Origin of the sequence: Blastococcus aurantiacus (assembly GCF_900102425.1) — a bacterium.
GTDB classification, from domain to species: Bacteria; Actinomycetota; Actinomycetes; order Mycobacteriales; family Geodermatophilaceae; genus Blastococcus; species Blastococcus aurantiacus.
Window position 1 is genome coordinate 242,727 of record NZ_FNBT01000004.1, and the last position, 20,785, is coordinate 263,511.

General features: G+C 73.3%; 27 protein-coding genes and 1 other RNA gene. 17 read left to right on the top strand and 11 right to left on the bottom strand.

Annotated elements, in window-relative coordinates:
- Both BLS70_RS09950 and BLS70_RS09955 read left to right on the top strand, forming a co-directional pair.
- Complete coding sequence (locus BLS70_RS09950) at window positions 1-741, top strand: zinc ribbon domain-containing protein (protein WP_091766710.1); 741 nt, start codon at window positions 1-3, stop codon at window positions 739-741.
- Window positions 738-1,829: a bifunctional RNase H/acid phosphatase gene (locus BLS70_RS09955; protein WP_091766713.1), complete on the top strand. Its 1,092-nt coding sequence runs from the start codon at window positions 738-740 to the stop codon at window positions 1,827-1,829. The genes BLS70_RS09950 and BLS70_RS09955 overlap by 4 nt, the downstream gene beginning before the upstream one ends.
- Window positions 1,830-1,850: 21 nt before the next feature.
- On the opposite strand, the gene BLS70_RS09960 is transcribed toward BLS70_RS09955, so the two are convergent.
- From BLS70_RS09960 to BLS70_RS09975, 4 genes are all read right to left on the bottom strand, one after another.
- A complete protein-coding gene (locus tag BLS70_RS09960; protein WP_091766716.1) occupies window positions 1,851-2,600 on the bottom strand; it encodes an amino acid ABC transporter ATP-binding protein in 750 nt (249 codons plus the stop codon).
- Entirely contained in the window at window positions 2,597-3,460 is an 864-nt protein-coding gene (locus tag BLS70_RS09965) for an amino acid ABC transporter permease (RefSeq protein WP_176946353.1), read from the bottom strand. Before BLS70_RS09965 ends, BLS70_RS09960 begins: the two co-directional genes overlap by 4 nt.
- A gap of 5 nt (window positions 3,461-3,465) precedes the next feature.
- Window positions 3,466-4,332, bottom strand: coding sequence for an ABC transporter substrate-binding protein (locus BLS70_RS09970; RefSeq protein WP_091766719.1), 867 nt, complete (start codon window positions 4,330-4,332; stop codon window positions 3,466-3,468).
- Window positions 4,333-4,429: 97 nt separating this feature from the next.
- On the bottom strand, window positions 4,430-5,188 hold the full coding sequence (locus BLS70_RS09975; RefSeq protein ID WP_091767237.1) for a sulfite exporter TauE/SafE family protein: 759 nt from the start codon (window positions 5,186-5,188) through the stop codon (window positions 4,430-4,432).
- A 23-nt stretch (window positions 5,189-5,211) separates the two neighbouring features.
- On the opposite strand from BLS70_RS09975, the gene BLS70_RS09980 reads away from it, so the two are divergent.
- The 4 genes from BLS70_RS09980 (at window position 5,212) to BLS70_RS09995 (ending at window position 7,315) form a co-directional block, all read left to right on the top strand.
- Window positions 5,212-5,571 carry a DoxX family protein gene (locus tag BLS70_RS09980; RefSeq protein ID WP_091766722.1) on the top strand — a complete coding sequence of 120 codons (360 nt, stop codon included), beginning with the start codon at window positions 5,212-5,214 and terminating at the stop codon, window positions 5,569-5,571.
- 64 nt (window positions 5,572-5,635) lie between these two features.
- Window positions 5,636-6,355: a PIG-L deacetylase family protein gene (locus BLS70_RS09985; protein WP_091766725.1), complete on the top strand. Its 720-nt coding sequence runs from the start codon at window positions 5,636-5,638 to the stop codon at window positions 6,353-6,355.
- 33 nt (window positions 6,356-6,388) lie between these two features.
- Window positions 6,389-6,800: RNase P RNA component class A (rnpB, locus tag BLS70_RS09990), an RNA gene on the top strand.
- Between the two features lie 101 nt (window positions 6,801-6,901).
- Window positions 6,902-7,315 carry a hypothetical protein gene (locus BLS70_RS09995; RefSeq protein WP_091766728.1) on the top strand — a complete coding sequence of 138 codons (414 nt, stop codon included), beginning with the start codon at window positions 6,902-6,904 and terminating at the stop codon, window positions 7,313-7,315.
- A 21-nt stretch (window positions 7,316-7,336) separates the two neighbouring features.
- Here the strand turns inward: BLS70_RS09995 and BLS70_RS10000 are convergent, their stop codons facing one another.
- Window positions 7,337-7,696, bottom strand: coding sequence for a DUF1801 domain-containing protein (locus tag BLS70_RS10000; RefSeq protein ID WP_091766731.1), 360 nt, complete (start codon window positions 7,694-7,696; stop codon window positions 7,337-7,339).
- Between the two features lie 121 nt (window positions 7,697-7,817).
- Window positions 7,818-8,159 carry a DUF8129 domain-containing protein gene (locus BLS70_RS10005; protein ID WP_218122360.1) on the bottom strand — a complete coding sequence of 114 codons (342 nt, stop codon included), beginning with the start codon at window positions 8,157-8,159 and terminating at the stop codon, window positions 7,818-7,820.
- A gap of 174 nt (window positions 8,160-8,333) precedes the next feature.
- Between BLS70_RS10005 and BLS70_RS10010 the strand changes: the two genes are divergently transcribed.
- The 5 genes from BLS70_RS10010 (at window position 8,334) to BLS70_RS10030 (ending at window position 11,384) form a co-directional block, all read left to right on the top strand.
- A complete protein-coding gene (locus BLS70_RS10010; protein ID WP_091766737.1) occupies window positions 8,334-9,464 on the top strand; it encodes a baeRF2 domain-containing protein in 1,131 nt (376 codons plus the stop codon).
- Window positions 9,465-9,493: 29 nt separating this feature from the next.
- Window positions 9,494-9,751, top strand: a complete 258-nt coding sequence (locus BLS70_RS10015; protein WP_091766739.1) for a DUF2795 domain-containing protein — start codon at window positions 9,494-9,496, stop codon at window positions 9,749-9,751.
- A gap of 1 nt (window position 9,752) precedes the next feature.
- Window positions 9,753-9,983, top strand: coding sequence for a hypothetical protein (locus BLS70_RS10020; RefSeq protein WP_091766742.1), 231 nt, complete (start codon window positions 9,753-9,755; stop codon window positions 9,981-9,983).
- Between the two features lie 95 nt (window positions 9,984-10,078).
- Window positions 10,079-10,870, top strand: a complete 792-nt coding sequence (locus tag BLS70_RS10025; protein ID WP_255362369.1) for an alpha/beta fold hydrolase — start codon at window positions 10,079-10,081, stop codon at window positions 10,868-10,870.
- Window positions 10,871-10,949: 79 nt separating this feature from the next.
- Window positions 10,950-11,384 (top strand): ChaB family protein, encoded by a 435-nt coding sequence (locus tag BLS70_RS10030; protein ID WP_091766748.1) that lies wholly within the window; start codon window positions 10,950-10,952, stop codon window positions 11,382-11,384.
- Window positions 11,385-11,410: 26 nt separating this feature from the next.
- Here the strand turns inward: BLS70_RS10030 and BLS70_RS10035 are convergent, their stop codons facing one another.
- Window positions 11,411-12,706: a M24 family metallopeptidase gene (locus BLS70_RS10035; RefSeq protein WP_091766751.1), complete on the bottom strand. Its 1,296-nt coding sequence runs from the start codon at window positions 12,704-12,706 to the stop codon at window positions 11,411-11,413.
- Window positions 12,707-12,718: 12 nt separating this feature from the next.
- Entirely contained in the window at window positions 12,719-13,915 is a 1,197-nt protein-coding gene (locus tag BLS70_RS10040; protein ID WP_255362370.1) for a GGDEF domain-containing protein, read from the bottom strand.
- 117 nt (window positions 13,916-14,032) lie between these two features.
- On the opposite strand from BLS70_RS10040, the gene BLS70_RS10045 reads away from it, so the two are divergent.
- The 4 genes from BLS70_RS10045 (at window position 14,033) to BLS70_RS10060 (ending at window position 15,760) form a co-directional block, all read left to right on the top strand.
- Window positions 14,033-14,215, top strand: coding sequence for a hypothetical protein (locus tag BLS70_RS10045; RefSeq protein WP_091766754.1), 183 nt, complete (start codon window positions 14,033-14,035; stop codon window positions 14,213-14,215).
- A 70-nt stretch (window positions 14,216-14,285) separates the two neighbouring features.
- Window positions 14,286-14,981: an NADPH-dependent F420 reductase gene (npdG, locus tag BLS70_RS10050; RefSeq protein WP_091766757.1), complete on the top strand. Its 696-nt coding sequence runs from the start codon at window positions 14,286-14,288 to the stop codon at window positions 14,979-14,981.
- Between the two features lie 35 nt (window positions 14,982-15,016).
- Window positions 15,017-15,265 (top strand): DivIVA domain-containing protein, encoded by a 249-nt coding sequence (locus BLS70_RS10055; protein ID WP_218122361.1) that lies wholly within the window; start codon window positions 15,017-15,019, stop codon window positions 15,263-15,265.
- Window positions 15,266-15,337: 72 nt separating this feature from the next.
- The gene (locus BLS70_RS10060) at window positions 15,338-15,760 is read left to right on the top strand and encodes a DUF2784 domain-containing protein (RefSeq protein ID WP_091766760.1); all 423 of its coding nucleotides are present in this window, start codon (window positions 15,338-15,340) and stop codon (window positions 15,758-15,760) included.
- Here the strand turns inward: BLS70_RS10060 and BLS70_RS10065 are convergent.
- From BLS70_RS10065 to BLS70_RS10075, 3 genes are read right to left on the bottom strand one after another with little or no spacing between them, the layout of a single operon-like run.
- On the bottom strand, window positions 15,672-16,151 hold the full coding sequence (locus BLS70_RS10065) for an SRPBCC family protein (protein WP_091766762.1): 480 nt from the start codon (window positions 16,149-16,151) through the stop codon (window positions 15,672-15,674). The genes BLS70_RS10060 and BLS70_RS10065 overlap by 89 nt on opposite strands.
- Window positions 16,152-16,154: 3 nt before the next feature.
- On the bottom strand, window positions 16,155-16,985 hold the full coding sequence (gene panB / locus BLS70_RS10070) for a 3-methyl-2-oxobutanoate hydroxymethyltransferase (RefSeq protein ID WP_091766765.1): 831 nt from the start codon (window positions 16,983-16,985) through the stop codon (window positions 16,155-16,157).
- Window positions 16,982-18,817: an NAD+ synthase gene (locus BLS70_RS10075; RefSeq protein WP_255362371.1), complete on the bottom strand. Its 1,836-nt coding sequence runs from the start codon at window positions 18,815-18,817 to the stop codon at window positions 16,982-16,984. Before BLS70_RS10075 ends, panB begins: the two co-directional genes overlap by 4 nt.
- 106 nt (window positions 18,818-18,923) lie before the next feature.
- On the opposite strand from BLS70_RS10075, the gene BLS70_RS10080 reads away from it, so the two are divergent.
- On the top strand, window positions 18,924-19,301 hold the full coding sequence (locus tag BLS70_RS10080; protein ID WP_091766768.1) for a DUF4345 family protein: 378 nt from the start codon (window positions 18,924-18,926) through the stop codon (window positions 19,299-19,301).
- Between the two features lie 134 nt (window positions 19,302-19,435).
- Window positions 19,436-20,776 carry a type I glutamate--ammonia ligase gene (gene glnA / locus BLS70_RS10085; RefSeq protein ID WP_091767248.1) on the top strand — a complete coding sequence of 447 codons (1,341 nt, stop codon included), beginning with the start codon at window positions 19,436-19,438 and terminating at the stop codon, window positions 20,774-20,776.
- The last annotated feature ends 9 nt before the right edge of the window (window positions 20,777-20,785 follow it).

Below are 20,785 nucleotides of genomic sequence, written 5' to 3' on the forward strand. Positions count from 1 at the left end.
GTGAAGGTGGACCATTTCGAGCAGCAGAAGCTCCTGGATCTCGCGGCCGAGGACGTCGCGCTGAGCCAGCTGGCGCACCGCAGGCGGACGCTGCCGGAGGTCGCGGCGGTGGAGGCCGCCGAGGAGTCCGAGCGCGAGCTGTCCGCCGACGTCGTCCGTGCCGAGACCGAGGTCAAGGACCTGACCCGCGAGGTCCGGCGGCTGGAGTCCGACGTCGACACCGTGCGGCAGCGCGCCGCCCGTGACCAGCAGCGGCTGGACTCCGGCAGCGCGACGCCCAAAGAGATGACCAACCTCCAGCACGAGATGGAGTCCCTCGCCCGCCGCCAGGCCGACCTGGAGGACCAGCAGCTCGAGCTCATGGAGCGGCTGGAGGCCGCGGAGTCCGCGCTGGCCGCGGCGCAGCAGGGCGTGCTCCAGGCACGTGAGGCGCGGGAGCGCGCCGAGCAGCTGCGCGACGACGCGCTGGCCGACATCGCCGACGGCACCGTGCGGCACGAGTCGGCCCGGGCCGCGGTCGCCGGCGTCATCTCCGCACCGTTGCTGTCGCTGTACGACCGCATCCGCGCCCAGACCGGGGGCACCGGTGCGGCGATGCTGCAGGCGCGCGCCTGCCAGGGCTGCCGCATCGAGCTCAACGGCCGCGAGCTCGCCGCCGTCCGCAACGCCGACCCGCACGAGGTCGTGCGCTGCGAGAACTGCGGTCGGATCCTCGTCCGCACGGCCGAGTCCGGGCTGTGACGCGCCGCTTCGTCGTCGAGGCGGACGGCGGCTCGCGCGGCAACCCGGGCCCGGCGGGCTACGGCGCGCTGGTGCGGGACGCCGGGACCGGCCGGGTGCTGGCCGAGCGGGCCGCGTCCGTGGGGCGGGCGACCAACAACGTGGCGGAGTACGGCGGGCTGGTCGCCGGGTTGCAGGCCGCGCTCGACCTGGACGCCTCGGCCGAGGTGGAGGTCCGGATGGACTCGAAGCTGGTCGTCGAGCAGATGTCGGGCCGCTGGCAGATCAAGCACCCGGACATGCGGCAGCTCGCGATGCAGGCCCGCGCCATCGCGAGCCGGCTGGGCGGGGTCCGCTACACCTGGGTGCCGCGCGCGCAGAACGGCGCAGCCGACGCCCTGGCCAACAGCGCGATGGACGGCAAGCCGGTGCACCGGGACATCGCCGCCGAGCCCTCGGTGGCCGAGACCGATGTGCAGCCGGAGGAGCCGAAGCCCGTCGTCACCACCGTGACGCACCTGCTCCGGCACGGGCAGACCGAGCACACCCCCGAGCGTCGTTACAGCGGCCGCAACGACCTGCCGTTGTCCTTGACCGGCCGGGCCGAGGCCGAGGCGGCCGCCTCCCGCGTGGCCGACCTGGGCGTCGAGGTCATCGTGGCCTCCCCGCTGCGCCGCACCCGCGAGACCGCGGAGATCGTGGGCGGGGTCCTGGGGCTGCCGGTGGAGCTCGACGACGACCTGGTCGAGCTGGACTTCGGCGAACTCGAGGGGCTCACCGGCGCGGAGGCGCTCGAGAAGCACCCGTTGGCGGTCCGCCGATTCATGACCGACCTGACGGTGGCGGCCCCTGGCGGGGAGTCGATCGCCGACGTGAGCACCCGGGTGGCCCGGGCGCGACGGCGCATCCTCGACCGCTGCGCCGGGCAGTCGGTGCTCCTGGTCAGCCACGTCACGCCGATCAAGCTGATGGTGGCCGCCGGGTTGGGCGCCGGCGACGACGTCGTCCACCGGATCTACCTGCAGGCGGCCTCGCTGTGCACCGTCGCGTGGTCCTCCGACGGCCGGACCTCGGTCCGCCTGGTCAACGACACCGCGCACCTGCGCTGAGCCCGGGGGCCGGGCAGCGGTTCAGAGCCGCCCGGCGTCGATGACGCGGGACAAGAACTGCCGGGTGCGGGCCTCGACCGGGTCGCCGAGCACCTGTTGCGGCGGACCGGACTCCAGCACCACGCCGCCGTCGAGGAACGCGACCGTGTCGGCGACCTGCCGGGCGAATCCCATCTCGTGCGTCGCCATCACGATGGTCATGCCCTGCGCGGCCACCTCGCGGACGACGGCCAGCACCTCGCCGACCAGCTCCGGGTCCAGCGCGCTGGTGATCTCGTCCAGCAGCAGCACGCGGGGGCGCACCGCCAGGGCCCGGACGATCGCCACGCGCTGCTGCTGGCCGCCGGAGAGCCGGTCGGGGTACTCGCCGGCCTTCTCCGCCAGCCCGATGCGGGTCAGCAGGGCCATGGCCTCGTCGCGCACCTCGGCCTTGGGGCGTCCGTGCACCACGGTCGGGGCCAGCGTCACGTTGTCCAGGACGGACAGGTGCGGGAACAGGTTGTAGGCCTGGAAGACCACGCCCATGCGCCGGCGGACCTGGTCGGCGTCGATGCGGGGGTCGGTGACGTCCTCGCCGTCGAGGAGCACCTGCCCGTCGTCCACGGTCTCCAGCAGGCTGGCGCAGCGCAGCAGCGTCGACTTGCCCGAGCCCGAGCCGCCGATCAGGGCGACCACCTGGTGCTCGCCGACGGCCAGGTCGACGCCGCGCAGGACGGCGTTGTCACCGAACACCTTGACGACGCCGCGGACGTCGAGCACGGGCTCGCTCACAGCAGGCTCCCCGATTGCTGGCGCCGCCGGGCCCGGGCGCTCACCGCGTCCGCCACCCGCGCCGACGGGATCGCCAGCAGGACGAACAGCAGCCCGGCGACGACGTAGGGCGTGAAGTTGAAGCTCTGCCCGACCAGGATCTGCGCCTGCCGCACCGCGTCGAGTGCGCCGAGGACGGAGATCAGCCCGACGTCCTTCTGCAGGGCGATGAAGTCGTTGAGCAGCGCCGGAGTGACCGTCCGCAGGGCCTGCGGCAGGACGACGATCCGCATCGTCTGCCGGTGGTTGAGGCCCAGCGAGCGGGCCGCGGCGCGCTGGCTGGGGTGCACCGACTCGATGCCGGCGCGGAACACCTCGGCGACGTACGCGCCGTAGACCAGCACGATCGCGACCGTGCCCAGGACGAACGGGGAGGTGGGCATGCCCTGCAGGCCGAGCGCGGGGAACCCGAAGCCGACCAGGTACAGCACGATGATCAGCGGCATGCCGCGGAACAGGTCGACGTAGGCGGTCGCCAGGATCCGCAGCGGGGCCAGGGCGGCGCCGCGCAGCGTGCGGGTGAGCGAGACGAGCAGGCCGACCACCAGTACCAGGAACCCGCCGAGCACGAGCACCTGCAGGTTCAGCCACAGCCCCTCGAGGATCAGCGGCAGCGACTCCCAGGCGACGCTGGGGGAGAAGAACGTCGTCTGCACCCGGGGCCAGCCGGGGGCGTTGGTGACGACCAGGTAGGCGACGACCGCGAACACGAGCGTCGACAGCAGGCCGATCAGTGTCGACCGCCGGGCCCGGCTCCTGCGCCAGGCCCGGCGGGACAGCTCGAGGGCGCTGGGCTCCGGCAGCCCGACGCCCTGGTCCACCGGGGTCAGGAGAGGACGGGGGCGTCGGCGACGTCGGAGAGCCACTCCTGCTCGAGGTCGGCCAGGGTGCCGTCCTCGCGCAGGGTGTCGACGGCCTGGGTGACGCAGTCGGTGAGCGGGCTGTCCTTCTCCAGCAGCAGGCCGAACTGGTCGCCGCCCTCCCCGGAGTTCTCCACCTGGCCGACGATCACGCCGTCGTCCAGCTCCGCGGAGGTGATGTAGAAGGCAGTGGGCAGGTCGACGACGATGGCGTCGACCTGGCCGTTCTGCAGGGCCAGCTTCGCGTCGTCGTTGCTGTTGAAGACGACGGGGTCCGCGTCGGGGGCGATGGTGTCGCTGAGCACCTGCAGGCTGGTGGTCGCGACCTGCGCGCCGATCTTCAGCCCCTCGAGGTCGGCGAGGCTCTCGGCGCCCTCGGCTGCCGAGCCCGCCGTCGTGATGACGGCCTGGGTGGCGGTGTAGTACGGCGAGGAGAAGTCGACCGCCTGCTTGCGCTCTTCGGTGATCGAGAACTGGTTGATGTCGAAGTCGAAGGGCCGTGCGCCGGGCTGGATGGCGGCGTTGAACGGCACCCGGGTCCAGGTCACGTCGTCCTCGGCGTAGCCCAGCTCCTCGGCCACGGCGTAGGCGACGGCGGCCTCGAAGCCCTCGCCGTTCTCCGGGCTGTCGTCGGTGAACCAGGGCTCGTAGGCCGGCTGGTCGGTGGCGACGGTGAGCGTGCCCGACTCGAGGGTGTCGAGGTCGTCGGGGGCGCACGAGGAGCCGGAGCCGCCGGCGGAGGCGTCGGAGTCGCCGGAGTCCTCGGTGGCGCACGAGGCGAGGACCAGCGTGGACGCGGCGAGCGCGGCGAGGGTGAGCGAGCGACGGCGCATGGGGTCGGCCCCTTGGGAACTGTTGCGTGAACCTTCAACGACGCAGCGGATTCTAGGGGGCGTCGGTACCGCGGTCGTGCAGGGCCTGCGCGGCCGCTCAGGCCCGGGCGAAGAGGTAGACCGAGACGGCGACGCCGAAGACGACGATCAGGACCCGCAGCGCCGTGGCGGGGATGCGCGTGGCGATCCGTGCGCCGAGGAACCCGCCCAGCAGGCTCGCCGGAGCCGCGACCGCGACCACGCCCCAGTGGACGTCGCCGAAGAACCCGAAGACGACCACGGTCACCGACGCGGTGACCGCCGCGATCGCCGACTTGAGCGCGTTGGCCAGCGGCAGCCGGTTCAGCGCCAGGCCCAGCACCCCGACGAGGATGACGCCCAGCGCGCCGCCGAAGTAGCCGCCGTAGACCGTCGCCAGGAACAGCGCGACGTACAGCCAGCGGGGGTCGTGCGCCGCGGCGTCGTCCCGCTGGGCGCTCCGGAGCCGCCGGTTGAGCAGCGGCTGGACGGCCAGCAGGCAGCTGGCCAGGAGGACGAGTACGGGGACGACGACGTCGAACGCCTCGGACGGCGTGGTCAGCAGGAGGATGCTGCCCGTCGTCCCGCCGAGGACGGCGACGGCGCCCAGCCGCACGAGCCGGCGGCGCTGCCCGGCGTACTCGGCGCGGAAGCCGGCCACCCCGCCCAGGTAGCCCGGCCACTGCGCGACGGAGTTGGTCACGTTGGCCTCGACCGTTCCCAGCCCGAGGGCCACGAGCGTCGGGAACAGGATCAGCGAGCCGCCGCCGGCGATGGAGTTGACCCCACCGGCGAGCAGCGCCACCGCCGCGGCGATGACCAGGTCGAGGGCGGACACGGCGGTCAACCTACGGTGACCGGATGCGGCTCCCGAGCACGGACACCTGGCTGGCGGCGTTGCTGGGCGGTGCCGGGGCGCTGCACCTCGTGCGGCCGCGCATCTACGAGTGGCTGGTGCCCCCGGAGCTGGGCGACGCCCGGACGTGGGTGCTGGCCAGCGGCGTGGCCGAACTGGGGACCGCCGCGCTGCTCGCCGCGCCGGCCACGCGACGGGCCGGCGGGTGGGCGGCAGTCGGACTGTTCGTCACCTTCGTGCCGGCGCACCTGCACACCTTCCGCGCCGTGCCGAGGAAGCCGGTGCCGCTGGCCGTGGCCACCGCCCGCCTCCCGCTCCAGGTGCCGCTGATCGGCGCCGCGCTGCGGGTGGCCCGCGGCCGCTGACAGCGGGGTCGGCGCGCGACGGAAGGGGCTGGTCCGGCGGGCCTCCCGGAGCCAGACTCCGCCCATGCCTTCCGCACCGATGCCCGACGACTGGCAGCGCGCCCTCGTCGTGGCCGCGCACCCCGATGACATCGAGTACGGCCTGGCCGCAGCCGTCGCGGTCTGGACCGCGGCCGGCAAGGAGGTGCACTACCTCCTGGCCACCCGCGGCGAGGCCGGGATGGAGGGCGTGCCCCCGGCCGAGGCCGGCCCGATCCGCGAGGAGGAGGAACGGCGCTCGGCCGCCGTCGTCGGGGTGACCGAGGTCGAGTTCCTCGACCACCGGGACGGCACCCTCGTCGCGGGGCCGGAGCTGCGCCGCGACCTGGCCGCGGCGATCCGCCGGCACCGCCCGGAGCTCGTCGTCACCGGCTACTTCGGGGCGACCTGGACCCCGCCCGGCGTCTCGCCTGCCTACGTGAACTCGGCCGACCACCGGGCGCTGGGGCAGTCGGTGATCGACGCGGTCGCCGACGCCGCCAACGAGTGGATCTTCCCGGACCTCGCCGAGGAGCGCTGGAGCGGCGTCCAGTACATCGCGGTCGGCGAGATGACCGACCCGCCGCACGAGGTGGACGTCAGCGGGACCGTCGAGCTGGCGGTCGCGTCGCTCTCGGAGCACGGCCGCTACCTGGAGCTGCTCTCCGACGAACCGGTCGAGGCGCAGGCGCGGCAGGTCGTCGACATGTCGACGCTCACGGAGGACGGCGGTCGCTGCGTCGGCTTCCGCCTCTACTGGGGCTGAGCGCGCGCCGTCTACAGTGCTGACCACGACGGACGAGTCGGCTGGGCGGTCGCGTCGGCGGGGGAGACCCCGTCGCCGAGGAACGTCCGGGCTCCACAGGGCAGGGTGGTCGTTAACAGCGACCCGGGGTGACCCGCGGGACAGTGCCACAGAGAACAGACCGCCAGTGCTTGCACTGGTAAGGGTGAAACGGCGGTGTAAGAGACCACCGCACACCGGGTGACCGGTGTGGCTCGGTAAACCCCACCCGGAGCAAGGTCAAGAAGGGACGACGGTCCGGTTCGCCGGGACGTCGTCCTGCGCAGGCGTTCGAGGGCGGCCCGCCCGATGCCTGCGGGTAGACCGCTCGAGCCTGCCGGCAACGACAGGCCTAGATGGATGACCGCCCATCGGGAGGCCGTGAGGCACCCGGGGACAGAACCCGGCGTACAGGCCGACTCGTCCGTCGTCCTCCCCGGAACGCGCCCGCAGCAGTGGTGTGATGTCCGCGACTCGCGACTGAGCGTGTGTGGACGGGGGCAGAGCGTGGTCAACAGGAGATCGCTCGTGGCTGCCGCAGCGGTCGTCGGCACGGCGGTCGGCGCCCTGGCCGTGTACCTGGACCCGGACGACTTCCGTTACGGAGGGCGCGCGCACATCGACCTCGACTCCTGGGTCGAGGCCGACGACTCGTGGACGCGGACGGCCATGCCGGGCGCAGCGTGGGCCACGGACGAGCTCTGCGGGACCGACCTGCCCTGCGTCCAGGCGGTCCGGTCGGACACGCTGACGATGTACCGGTTCGGGGACCGGGACGACGCGGTGACCGCCGCACGCGGGTACGCCGACGAGGGCCACCTGTCCGGATGGATCGTCGTGCGGTTCGAACCCGATGGCCTCACCACCGCGGAGCGCAGCGAGTTCGCCGGCTACCTCGACTGCATTAACGTCGGCGTCGCCGAAGGCGGGGTCGAGTGCTGACGGTCCAGGCGTGGAAACACCTCAGGCGAGGACCGCGCGGACGAGGTCGCGCAGGTGCTCGTCGGGGATCCGCGCGGCGTCGGCGTGGGGGATCTTGAGCGTCCCCTTGTCGCCGCACAGCTGCGGGTAGCGGTCGCAGAAGCCGCCGCTGCGCTCCGGGCTCCACCCGTACAGCGAGAGCCCGTGCTTCCAGACGCCGACGTGCAGGCTGCTGTCGCCGACGACGAAGGTGGGCATCTTGTAGGCGAACCGCACCTCGGCACCGGGATGCTCGTCCGCGATCAGGGCGTGCAGCCGGTCGAACAGCGCCCGGCCGGCCGGGTCGAGCCCGTCGACGTAGGTGCGCGCGGCCTCGTCGACGATCGTGTCGGGTCGCTCCACGACGGCTCCCTCCGGTGCCGGTCGAAGGCACTCTCCCGCACCCAGGGGCCGAATGTCGTCGGGCGGAGACGCGACGCGCCCCTCCCCGAGACGGGTAGGGGCGCGTCGCGGTCGTCGCGGATCAGCCGGTGGAGCGGGGCTGGGCGGGGTTGGTCGGGTCGCCCTGCGACGGGGGGTTCATCGGAGGCCCGCTGGTCGCCTCGGACGCCTTGGAGCCGCCCTCGGGCGCCGGCGGTGCGTCCGCCCCGGTGGCCGCGGGGTCCCCGCCGGAGGGCTGGGCGCCGTTCTTCAAGCCGGCCAGCCGGCTCTCCATGACCGTGACGACCTGGAAGCGGTTGCCGTGCGCACGCTCGTAGTCCAGGAGCGTCGTCAGGTCCTCGGCGTCCAGCTGGCGGATACGGGAGGTCAGCGAGCCGACGGGCAGGTGGTCGTAGTCCTTCAGCGGCAGATCGCGCTCTGGCACGTCGCGTCCTCTCGGTGGGTCGTCCATCTCTTCCGATGAGCGCCTACCCCTGCCCGTCGGATCCGACACCGGGTGTGAGGAAGCGGTCGGTGGGTAGGCGGCGATCACGACCTTGTTGCGGCTCAGACGCGGCCGCCATGTCTCCCAGATCGATCGAGGAGTTGTCCCCCTGACATGAACGTGTCCTTCCTGGAGCCGGTGTTCGCCGCCCCCGGTCCGTACGCCACGGTCTGCGCCGACGTCACCCACACCACCGAGAACGCCGACACCGAGCTGGAGCTCCGCGTCCGCGCCATCTCCGAGAAGCTCACCGGGCAGGGTGCCCCCGAGGCGGTCGTCGAGGCGGTGCGCGGCCGGTTGCTCGAGGGCAACGAGGGTGGCGAGGCGGGCACGTTGCGCGGCCGGGCGGTCGTGGTCGACTCCACCGGCACAGTCCTGTTCGACCAGCCGCTGACGGACGCGCCGACGCGCGAGCTGGCCGAGTGGTCGCCACAGCCGGACCTGATGCCGGTGCTCCGCCAGCTCCCCGGCCGGGTGCCGCACATCGTGGTGATGATCGACCGCACCGGTGCCGACATCACCTTCGTCAACCTGCCCGAGCAGGAGGACGAGGAGCACACGGTCCAGGGCGACACCTTCCAGATCCGCAAGTTCCAGGGCGGCGGCTGGGCGCACCACCGCTACCAGCACAACGCCGAGAACAAGTGGATCCACAACGCTGAGGAGGTGGGCCAGTACATCGCCTCGATGGTCCGCCGCCACTCGCCGCGCTTCGTGCTCATGGCCGGTGACATCCGGGCCCGGCAGATCCTCAGCGACCGCGCCAGCGACCTCTGGTCGAACCTGATCGTCTCGATGGACGAGGGCGGCCGGGCAGCCGGGGCCGACCGGGAGCCGGTCGACGCGCGCGTGGCCGAGCTGATTGCCGAGCACGAGGCCCGTGAGATCGCCGAGATCGCGGAAAAGGTGGTGGGCGCGGCCGCCCACGGGCTGTCGGTGACCGGTACCGACCGGGTCGTGGAGGCGCTGCGCAAGGGCCAGGTCGAGACCCTTGTCCTCGCCGACGATCCGGACGATGAGAAGCTGCTGGTCGGCGGCTCGCCGCTCGAGCTCGGCGTCAACCAGCACGACATGGACGCACTCGGCATCCACGGCACCGTCGTACCGGCCGACCGGGCGCTCCTGCACGCCGCCCTGGCCGGCGCCGCCGACGTCGTCGTGCTGCCCCGGTCCGCGATGCCCGACGAGGTGCCCGTCGCCGCCGTCCTGCGCTACACCGACGAATCCACCGATTCGGGCCTGTGAGCCCGCAACCCCCTGACGAAGGAGATCCCATGACCGACCCGCACCAGCCCGCCACCTCGCCCGGCGTCGACGAGGGCGACATCGATCGCCGCGCGGCGCTCGCCGAGTCCCTGGGCAAGGAGGTGTGGCCGGCCGACCGCGACCAGCTCATCGCCAAGGCGCAGGAGGGCACCCCGCCGGACCGTGTGCTCGCCGACCTGCGCCGGCTCCCCGCGGGGCAGCAGTTCGAGAACGTCCAGGACGTGGCCCGCGCCCTGGGCATCGGCACCGAGCAGCAGCGGTTCTGACATGACCACGCAGAAGGAGCCGAGCCCCGAGGCCCTGGCGAACGTCACCGAAGGGAACGTCGCCAGCCGCGCGGAGCTCCTGCCCGAGGAGGAGGCGCTGAAGGGCAGCGGCATGGAGGAGGTCGCGGCCGAGATCATCCTTGCCGAGTCGGAGGAGCGGACGGTCAACACCGACCCCGACGACGCCCAGGGCGGGCACCGGCAGTCGGCCGAGACCGCCGACCTGCCCTGACCGGGCCGTTCTTCGCCGGGTTCGAGGAGTCGCGGGTCGACGTCGGGAACGACGTCGTCCTGCGGCTCCGGACCGGTGGTGCGGGCCCGCCGGTCGTGCTCCTGCACGGCCACCCGCGCACCCACACGACCTGGCACCGGGTAGCGCCGCTGCTCGTCGCGGCCGGCCACACGGTGGTCTGCCCCGACCTGCGCGGCTACGGGGGGTCGAGCACACCCACGACGACGCCGGACCACGCGCCCTACTCGAAGCGGGCGATGGCCGGCGACATCGTCGCGCTGATGCGCACCCTCGGGCACGACCGGTTCGCCGTCGTCGGCCACGACCGCGGCAGCTACGTCGCGCTGCGGACGGCGCTGGACCACCCCGACGCCGTGACGCACCTGGCCGCGCTCGACTGCATCCCGATCGTGGAGCACCTCGAGCGTGCCGACGCCCGGTTCGCCACCGCGTGGTGGCACTGGTTCTTCTTCGCCCAGCCCGAGAAGCCCGAGCGCGCCATCTCCGCCGACCCCGAGGGCTGGTACGGCTCGCTGGCGCCGGGCAAGGCGGAGGCGATGGGGGAGGAGAACCACGCCGACCACCTCGCCGCGATCCGCGACCCGGCGACCGTGCACGCGATGATCGAGGACTACCGGGCCGGCCTGGGCGTCGACCGGGAAGCCGAGGAAGCCGACCGTGCAGCCGGTCGCCGGGTCAGCTGCCCGACCCTTGTCCTGTGGTCGGCGCGCGACGACCTCGAGCAGCTGCACGGTGACCCACGCCTGATCTGGGCGGAATGGACGACCGACCTGCGGGGTGGCGGGCCGATCGACAGCGGCCACCACATGGCCGAGGACGCGCCGGAGGAGCTGGTCGCCGCGCTCGTCCCGTTCCTCGCCGGCTGAACCCGGACGGGTGACCGCAGATGTGATCTTGGGGCGCGCCGCGGGTAGGGCCCGGACCAGCACCCGAGGAGGAGAGGTCATGCCGAAGACCACCAAGAAGGGCGACGCCAAGAAGTCGGAGCTGCCCAGCACTCTGCTGCGCTCGCCGAAGAAGGCCCAGCGCACGTTCGCCAAGGCGCACGACTCCGCCGCCGACGAGTACGGCGACGAGCGTCGCGCGAACCAGGTCGCGTGGGCCGCGGTGAAGCACTCCTTCGAGAAGGTGGGCGACCACTGGGAGCCCAAGGAGGGCGGCAAGAAGGGCCCCTCCGACGCGCAGGCCGAGGGTGGGCGCGGCACGAACCGGGAGACCAAGGGCGGGGTCGACGCCAACGCGACGAAGGACCACCTGCTGAAGGTCGCCAAGAAGCTCGACATCTCCGGGCGCTCGTCGATGAAGAAGAAGGAACTGGTCGACGCGATCCAGAAGGCCAGCACCAAGAAAACCGCGGACGCGCGCAAGAAGACGAAGTAGCCGCCGGCCGGTCGGCTGGGCGTCGCTCAGCCGGCCGGCACCAGCACGAGGTCGGTCCGGCGGACGTCGAGGTACTCGACGCCGGCCTCGGTCAACGCGACGCCCTGCTCCAGGCCCAGGCGCACGCACTGGCCGCCCCACTCGGGCACCGGCCGGCGCACGGCGAGCTCGAGGGCGTACGCGGTGTCCACGTGCACCGGGTAGTCACCCGCGCCCGGAACACCGCCCTGCTCGTCCCACTGCCCGATCGCCGGGCCCGCGCCGTGGCCGTGGACGCCGATCGGGTGGGAGTAGACGTCGGCGTCGATGCCCTCCCGGGCGGCGGCGGACCGGGCGGCCGCGAGCACCTCGTTGCCGGTCCGGCCCGGCAGCAGCTCCGCGGTCGTGAGGTCCTGCATCCGCCTGCCCACGGCCAGCAGCTCGTCCAGGCCCTCGGGCGCCGCGGTCTCGTCGGGCAGCAGGACGTAGGCGTTGCGCTGGCTGTCGGTGCGCAGGCCGAGGCTGGTCAGGCCGACGTCGCAGTGCACCAGGTCGCCGGGTTCGATGACCGCGTCGTAGGGGACCGCGGGCAGCAGCGCCCCGGCCTGCTCCACCAGCGGCACCCCGGCCCGCTGCAACGCCACGGACGGCTGGAACCACGGTTCGACGCCCAGGTCGTGCAGCCGCTGGCGCAGCCACCAGGCGACGTCGATCGCGGTCGTGGTGCCCGGGACGACGGCGGTGGCGAAGGCCTCGGCGATCACCTCGTGGGCCAGCCGGTTCAACGCGTGCAGTGCCGCGATCTCCTCGGGCAGCCGGGTCTCCAGCCAGCCGACCGCCAGCTCCTCGGCCGGCACGAGACGATCGGCGTAGGGCCCCAGCGCCTCGACCAGCGCACGGTGCTCGCTGTGCGAGAGCCCGTCGGCGAGGGCGAAGTCGGCCGAGACGTCGATCCCGATTCGCGCCGGCTGGGCCTGCTCGACGAACCGGCGGACGACGTCCCACTCACCCGCGGGACCGGCCGCGGGCTCCGCCGTCGCCGGGAGGAACTGGCCCACCGGGTAGCGCGAGACGGCGACCGGCGTGACGCCGTCGTCGCTGCGGTGCAGGAGCAGGACCGTGCGTCGTCGGGAGGACAGCCAGGCACCGGGCAGGAGCGTGGCGAGCACCGGGTCCTCGTTGCACTCCCGGCCGGTCACGATCCACAGGTCGATGCCGGTCCGGTCCATGAGCACGGGCATCAGGTCCAGCAGGCGCTGGCTCAGCCACCGGTCGCGGACGGCGGCCTGCTCGCGCAGCGGCAGGGGGACCGTTAGCGTCGGATCGGGCTCGACGAGGCGCACGCCCCCAGCGAATCAGAGTTCGGCCGAACCCACCGCTCGGGAGGTCTCCGACCACCCCGCCGACCCGGGCGCGTGCCCGCGCTGCCAGGTGGAGGACTCGGCATGCCCCGCGCGGGACCTCGGCCGGTCGGCCAGGGCCACCCGGTCCCGGCCGCTGCGCTTCGCCACGTACATCGCGGCGTCCGCCCGGTCGACCAGCCGCCAGAGCGCCGCCACCGGGTCCTCGCCCTCGACCGGCCGGGCCACGGCGATGCCGATGGAGGCGGTCACCGCGTGGCCGTCGTCGCTGCGGGCGTTGGCGACCGCGAGGCGGAGCCGTTCGGCCAGCCGGCGCCCTTCCGCGACGACGCCGACCGAGCCGAGGACCACGAGCTCCTCCCCGCCGGTGCGCGCGAGCAGGTCGGCCGGCCGGACCGCGCCGGTCAGCGACCGGGCGACGGCGCGCAGGACCGAGTCGCCGACGGCGTGCCCGAACTCGTCGTTGAGCCGCTTGAAGTGGTCCAGGTCCAGCACCATGGCGCTGAGCTGCACGCCGTCGCGCCTGGCCTGGCCCCACATCCGGGGAGCCTGCTCGACCAGGTACCGGCGGTTGTACAGCCCGGTCAGCGCGTCCTGGTGGCTGAGCGTCTCGGTTGCGACGAGCAGGCGCTGCACCCGCTGCCGCAGCAGGTACACCCCCATCGCGGCGGCGTTCAGCGTGCCGGCGCTGACGCCGGCCTGGACGATCAGGCCGACGGCGCTGTCGTAGCTCGGCCACAGGGCGGCCAGGCAGATGCCGGTCGTCGCGATCATGTGCACGCACAGCGGCCGCAGCGGGAGGAACCACGCACCGGCGAGCGCCGGGAACAGCAGCATGAGCGGTGTGGCGTACCGCAGCGGGTCCTCGATGCAGAGGACGACCACGAGGTAGATGACGTCGCCCAGGAGCACCAGCCCGAACGTGTGCGCCTGCCCGACCCGGCGGCGGATCGCGAGGTGCGCCGACAGCGCGAACAGCAGCGCCATGGTCGCGGCGTAGGCCCACCGCCCGGCGCCGTCGCGCAGCACGCCGTCGACCAGGAGGTTCAGCGATCCCATGAGGGCGCCGATGAGCAGGAGCGCCGCGAGGGAGAGCGCCGCGACGCGGGAGTCGAGCCCCGCGGGCAGACGGCGCTCCCCGGCTCCGTCGCCGCTGGAGAGGTCGGATGCGTGCGAGGGCCGGCCGATCACTGGAGCAGGATGCCGTACCGCTCCGCATTTCGGGGATCTCGCTGCGTCACTGTCCCTCGCCCGGGTCCGGCGTTCCGGTGGAAGAGTGGGGGCACGACCGGCAGCGAGGAGGCACACATGGCCGCAGGACCCTGGTTCTACTGCCTGAAGCACCACACCGTCGAGGGGCGCGACGGCTGCGCGGAGCGGCACCGGCTGGGCCCGTACGCCACCCGGGAGGAGGCCGAGCACGCCCTCACCTCGGTGGCCGAGCGGGAGAAGCAGATCACGGCGGAGGACCGCGCCTGGGAGGGCGACTGACGGCCGCCGTCCCGCCCCCTGGATGATCGGTGCAGGCGCCGGGCCGTCCGGTACCGGAGAAGGGGCTGACGTGACCGAAGGTCGTGCGGTGGAGGAACTGGTCGTCGGGATCCTCGGGGGGACCGGGCCGCAGGGCCGCGGGCTCGCCGTGCGCCTGGCCGCGGCCGGTCAGCGGATCCTGCTGGGTTCCCGCGACGCCGACCGCGCCGCCGAGGTGGCCGCGGAGGTCGCCACCCGTGCCGCGACGGCCTCGGCCGGGACCGAGGTCTCCGTGCAGGGTGGGTCCAACGCCGACGTAGCGGGCGCCGCCGACCTGGTCATCATCGCCGTCCCCTTCGCCGGGCACGCCGCGACCGTGGCCGAGCTGGCGGCCCCCCTGGCCGGGAAGATCGTCGTCGACTGCGTCGTCCCCATGGGGTTCGACGAGCTCGGCGCCTACGTGCTCGACGTCGAGGAGGGCAGCGTGGCCCAGCAGGCCGCCGCCCTGCTCCCGGACTCCCACGTCGTGGGCGCCTTCCACCACCTCTCGGCCCGCCTGCTCGAGGACCTGTCCAAGCCCACCATCGACGGCGACGTGATGGTCGTGGGCGACGACCGCGCCTCGATGGACACCGTGCAGGCGCTGGCCGGCCGGCTGCCGGGGATGCGCGGCATCTACGCCGGGCGGCTGCGCAACGCCCGCCAGGTCGAGGCGCTGACCGTCAACCTGGTGTCGGTGAACCGCCGGTACAAGGTGCACGCCGGCATCCGCGTCACCGACGTGTGAGGGCCGCCCCGATCTCTGCCGACGAACTGCGGGCGGTGCAGCTCTGCCGCCCGGGCTGGGGGAAGAAGGGCTACGCGACGGTGGAGGTGGACGCGTTCCTGGGGCGTGCGGTCGAGGCACTGACCGCGCTCGCGCTGCGGCGGGAACCGCAGTTGAGCGCGGACGAGGTGCAGCACGTCCGGTTCCGCACGCAGCCGTTCGGCCGCGGCCGGGGCTACGACGAGGACCAGGTGGACGCCCTCCTCGACCGGCTCGAGCAGACCTTCCGCAGTTCGGCGGCCTGACCGACCCCGGTCGACGTCCGGAATGCCGTCCGGCCCTGGCCCTTCCCGCCCCGGCGCTGCCAGGATGAGGATGTGCTGTTCGCGCACGCGGTGGCGCTCCTGCACGCGGCCGCCGTCCTGTTCATGCTCACCGGGGCGCTGCTCGCCGTCCGGTGGCCCCGGCTGGTGCTCCCGCACGCTCCGCTCGCGCTGACGATCCTCGCGGTGAACCTGGCCGGCGCGGACTGCCCGCTCACCGACCTGGAGCTGGCGCTCCGCCAGCGCGCGGGGCTGGCCGCCTACGACGGCGGCTTCCTGGACCACTACTTCTTCGGCCCGCTGGGACTGGACGTGCGGGCCGCCGGGACGCAGCTCGGCATGTACGGCACCGCGCTCGGTCTCAACGTCCTCGGGTACGGCCTCGCGCTCAGCCGGCGCCGAGGACGGCCAGCTCCAGTCGGCGCAGCGACTCCGGCATCGAGCGCGCCATGCGCGCCGGGTACCCGGGCAGCTTGATCGTCAGCGGGGGGAGACGGGCGCGGCCCCATTCGTAGGAGTGGCGCACGAGCGTCCCGGCGTCGCGGGGGACGAGCTCGTAGCGCCACCACTGACCGCCGACGACGGTGCGCCCGCGCCACTCCCCGGTGGTCCGCCACGCGATGACGCGGTCGGGCTCGAAGACCACGACCTCGTTGACGCTGCGGTAGCGCAACGGACCCTGCCGCATCGCCATGGTGAACCGGGCGCCGAGGTGCAGCGGGTCCGGGCCGAGCGGCGCACCGTTCACCGTCCCGCCGCCGTCGAGGGCGCTGTGCCGGGCCGGTGAGACCAGCACCGAGAAGACGTCCTCGGCCGGCGCGGGGATCAGCAGCTCCACGGTGACGGTGCGGCCCTCGGCGCTGCCCACGGGCTACTCGAAGGAGTGCTCGGGGCCGGGGAAGACCCCGCCCCGGACCTCGTCGGCGAACTCCTGCGCCGCGCGCAGCAGCTCGCCCCGCAGGTCGGCGTACTTCTTGACGAACTTCGGCACCCGGCCGGCGTTGAGCCCGGCCATGTCCGGCCACACCAGCACCTGGGCGTCGCAGTCGACGCCGGCGCCGATGCCGATGGTCGGGATGGTCAGCTCCTTGGTCACCTCCGCGGCGATGGCGGCCGGCACCATCTCCATGACGACGGCGAACGCGCCGGCCTCCTGCACCGCCCGCGCGTCGGCGAGCAGCTGGTCGGCCCCGGCGCCGCGACCCTGGACCCGGAAGCCGCCGAGGGCGTGCTCGCTCTGCGGCGTGAAGCCGATGTGCGCCATCACCGGGATGCCGGCCTCGTGCAGCAGCCGGATCTGCGGGGCCACGCGGACGCCGCCCTCCAGCTTGACCGCCTGCGCGCCGCCCTCCTTCATCATCCGGACGGCGGTGTCGAAGGCCTGCTGCGGGCCCGACTCGTAGGAGCCGAAGGGGAGGTCGGCCACGATCAGCGCGCGCTTGGTCGACCGGGTGACGGCCTTGGTCATGAGCAGCAGGTCGTCGACGGTCACCGGAACGGTGCTGCTGTGCCCCAGGACGACGTTGCCCGAGGAGTCGCCCACGAGCATCACCGGGATGCCGGCCTCCTCGAAGATGGCCGCGCTGTAGGTGTCGTACGCGGTGAGCATCGCCCACTTCTCGCCGCGCTCCTTGGCCTGCTGCAGGTGGTGGATCCGCACCCGCGCGCTCGACGTCCCGCCGTACAGCACCGACTCCGTCATGACTGGGCTCCTTCGCGCACGGTGGGCAGGGTCTCCCGCCACCGGTTGGTCACGGGCAGCCGCCGGTCGCGGCCGAACGCCTTGAGGCTGATCTTGGTGCCGGGAGCGGATTGCCGGCGCTTGAACTCCGCGGTGTCGATCAGCCGGAGCACCCGGGCCACGACCTCGGGGTCGTGGCCGCGCTCGAGCAGCTCCGCCATGCCGAGGTCGCGGTCGACGTAGTCGGCGATGACGGCGTCCAGCACCTCGTAGGAGGGCAGGGAGTCGCTGTCCTGCTGTCCGGGCGCGAGCTCGGCCGACGGCGGCTTGTCGATCGAGTTCTGCGGGATGGGCTCGGTCTCGCCGCGGTCGCGTGCGTAGGCGTTGCGCCAGCGGGCGAGGTCCCACACGAGCGTCTTCGGCACGTCCTTGATCGGCGCGAACCCGCCGGCCGCGTCGCCGTAGAGCGTCGAGTAGCCGACGGCCACCTCGCTCTTGTTCGACGTCGCGAGCAGCAGGTGCCCGTGCTGGTTGGACAGTCCCATGAGCAACGTGCCCCGGACGCGGGCCTGCAGGTTCTCCGCGGCCACCCCGGACAGCTCGACCGACGCCTCGTACGCGTCCACCATCGGGGCGATCGGGACGACGGAGTAGTGCATGCCCAGGCGGCGAGCGGAGTCCTCGGCGTCGGACAGCGAGTGCTCGCTGGACCACTTCGACGGCAGCCCCACACCGTGCACCCGGTCGGCGCCCAGCGCGTCGGTCGCGAGCGCGGCGACCAGCGCCGAGTCGATGCCCCCGGACATGCCGAGCACCACCGAGGGCATGCCGTTCTTGTCGATGAAGTCCCGCAGACCCAGGACGAGCGCGCGCCAGACCTCCTCGCAGTCGCTGAGCGGGTCGACGACGGTTGCGGGCCGCCGGTCGAAGGCAGCCACCGGCTCCTCGGAGACCACGTGCCGGGTCACCGTCATCGGCCCGATCCGGCCCTCGCGCCGCTCGGGAACCGACGACGGGTCGAGGTCCAGGTCGACGGTGGCCAGGTGCTCCACGAACTGGGGGGAGCGGGCCAGCAGCGTCCCGTCCGCGGCCACGGCCATCGAGTCGCCGTCGAAGACGAGCTCGTCCTGGCCACCGACCTGGTTGCAGTAGAGGACCGTCGCGCCCGCCTCGGCCGCGCGGCGGCGGACCAGCGGCAGCCGCAGGTCGTCCTTGGCCCGCTCGTAGGGGGAGGCGTTGGGGGACACGACCAGGTCGACCCCGGCCTGCCCGGCGACCCCGCACGGGCCGCCCTCCACCCACAGGTCCTCGCAGACGGTCAGCGCGACGTCGATGCCGTGCAGCCGCACGACCGGTAGCTCGGTCCCCGGGACGAAGTACCGGGCCTCGTCGAAGACGCCGTAGTTGGGCAGGTGCCGCTTGTAGTAGCGGACGACGACCTCGCCGCCGAACAGCAGCGCCGCGGCGTTGCGGGGGGCGCCCCGGCGGGGGTTCGCGTCGCCCGGGCGGTCGTCGTCGGTGGGCGTGCGGTCGACCGGGGCCGGCCCGCTCCCCTCCGTGTGCGCGAGGTACCCGACGACGACGGCGATCCCGCCCAGCCCCTGGTCGGCGAGGGTGGCCGCGAGCTCGACCAGCGAGCGTTCGCTGGCGCGGGCGAAGGACTCCCGCAGCACGAGGTCCTCGGGCGGGTACCCGGTCAGCGTCATCTCGGGGAAGACCACGAGGTGCGCGTTCTCCTGGGCCGCCCGTGCGGTCCACCGCACCACGAGCTCGCAGTTGCCCTCGAGGTCACCGACCCGGGTGTCCACCTGGGCCATCGCCACCCGCAGCTGCACAGGTCCTTGATCGCTCACGCCGCACAGTCTGGTCTCGGACCGGCGGGCGCGGCCAGGCGGGCACCCGCTCACGCAGTACCCGGGGCGGTGTCGCGAGCGGGTCGGCGGCGCTACGGTCCCGGCCATGGCCGACCTCAGCGGACCGGAACTGCTGCTCGCGGGCACGTACGCCGCCATCGGCGTCGGCGCCGCCGTCCGTCCCGACCTCGTCCCGGCCCTGTTCGGCGGTACCGCTGGCACGCCCGAGGCCCGTACGGAGGTCCGGGCCGTGTACGCCGGGATCCCGCTGGCGCTCGCGGCCTCGGTGGTCCGCGCAGCCACCGCACCGCCGGCCCGGCGGAACGGCGTCCTCACCGTGGTCCGCGACGCCAGCGCGGGCATGGCGCTCGCGCGCCTCGGCGGGGCCGTCCTCGCCCGGCGGCTGCGGCCCTGGCCGACGGGTGCGTTCCTGGCGCTCGAGGCGGGCCTCGCGGTCGCCGCCTCCCGGGCGCGGGGCGGCTAGCTCCCGACGGGCGGGCGACCGGCAGGAGAAGAAGCCGCCCGGTTCCGTGACGTCCTCACCCCGACGGGGCAGGGTGGGGCCAGAACGGCAGGGCTGTCACATCCCGGAAACGAGCGGACGCGATCATGGCGAGCATGGACCGACAGCAGGAGTTCGTCCTGCGCACCCTGGAAGAGCGCGACATCCGGTTCGTCCGGCTGTGGTTCACCGACGTCTCGGGCTACCTCAAGGCCGTGGCGGTCGCGCCGGCCGAGATCGAGGCCGCCTTCGCCGAGGGCATCGGCTTCGACGGCTCGGCCATCGAGGGCTTCGCCCGCGTCTACGAGTCCGACATGCTCGCCAAGCCCGACCCCGGCACCTTCCAGGTGATGCCCGCCCGGGACGGGCGGCCCAGCGACACCGCGCGGATGTTCTGCGACATCACGCTGCCCGACGGCTCGCCGTCGTGGGCCGACCCGCGGCACGTGCTGCGCCGGACGCTGGCCAAGGCCGCGGACATGGGCTTCACCTTCTACACCCACCCCGAGATCGAGTTCTTCCTGCTGAAGGACCTGCCCACCGACGGCACGCCGCCCCAGCCGGCCGACACCGGTGGCTACTTCGACCTGTCCACGCACAACGTGGCGCACGACTTCCGCCGCGAGGCGGTCTTCGCGCTGGAGGCCATGGGCATCTCGGTGGAGTTCAGCCACCACGAGGTCGCGCCGGGCCAGCAGGAGATCGACCTGCGCTACGCCGACGCCCTGTCGATGGCGGACAACATCATGACGCTGCGGCACGTCGTCCGGGAGGTCGCGCTGGCCCAGGGCGTGCACGCCACCTTCATGCCCAAGCCGTTCACCGACCTGGCCGGCTCGGCGATGCACACCCACCTGTCGCTGTTCGAGGGCGACCGCAACGCCTTCCACGACGCCGCGGACCCGATGCGGCTGTCCACGACGGCCAAGCAGTTCATCGCCGGGCTGCTCGTGCACGCCCGCGAGGTCACCGCCGTCACCAACCAGACGGTGAACTCCTACCGGCGGCTCCTGGCCGGCACCGAGGCGCCGACCGCCGCCACCTGGGGCCGGGCCAACCGCTCGGCCCTGGTCCGGCTGCCCGAGTACAAGCCCAGCAAGGCGCAGTCGGCCCGCGTCGAGGTCCGCTCCCCGGACTCGGCCTGCAACCCCTACCTCACCTTCGCCATCCTGCTGGCCGCCGGTCTGCGCGGGATCGAGAAGGCCTACGAGCTGCCGCCCGAGGCCGAGGACGACGTCTGGTCGCTCACCGACACCGAGCGGCGCGCCGCCGGCTACGAGGACCTGCCGGTCTCCCTCGGCGAGGCGCTGACGGCCATGCAGGGCAGCGAGCTCGTCGCCGAGACCCTGGGCGAGCACGTGTTCGAGTTCTTCCTCCGCAACAAGTGGGAGGAGTTCAACTCCTACCGGCGCAACGTGACGCCCTTCGAGCTCCAGCGCTACCTGCCGGGGCTGTGAGCGGGCGCG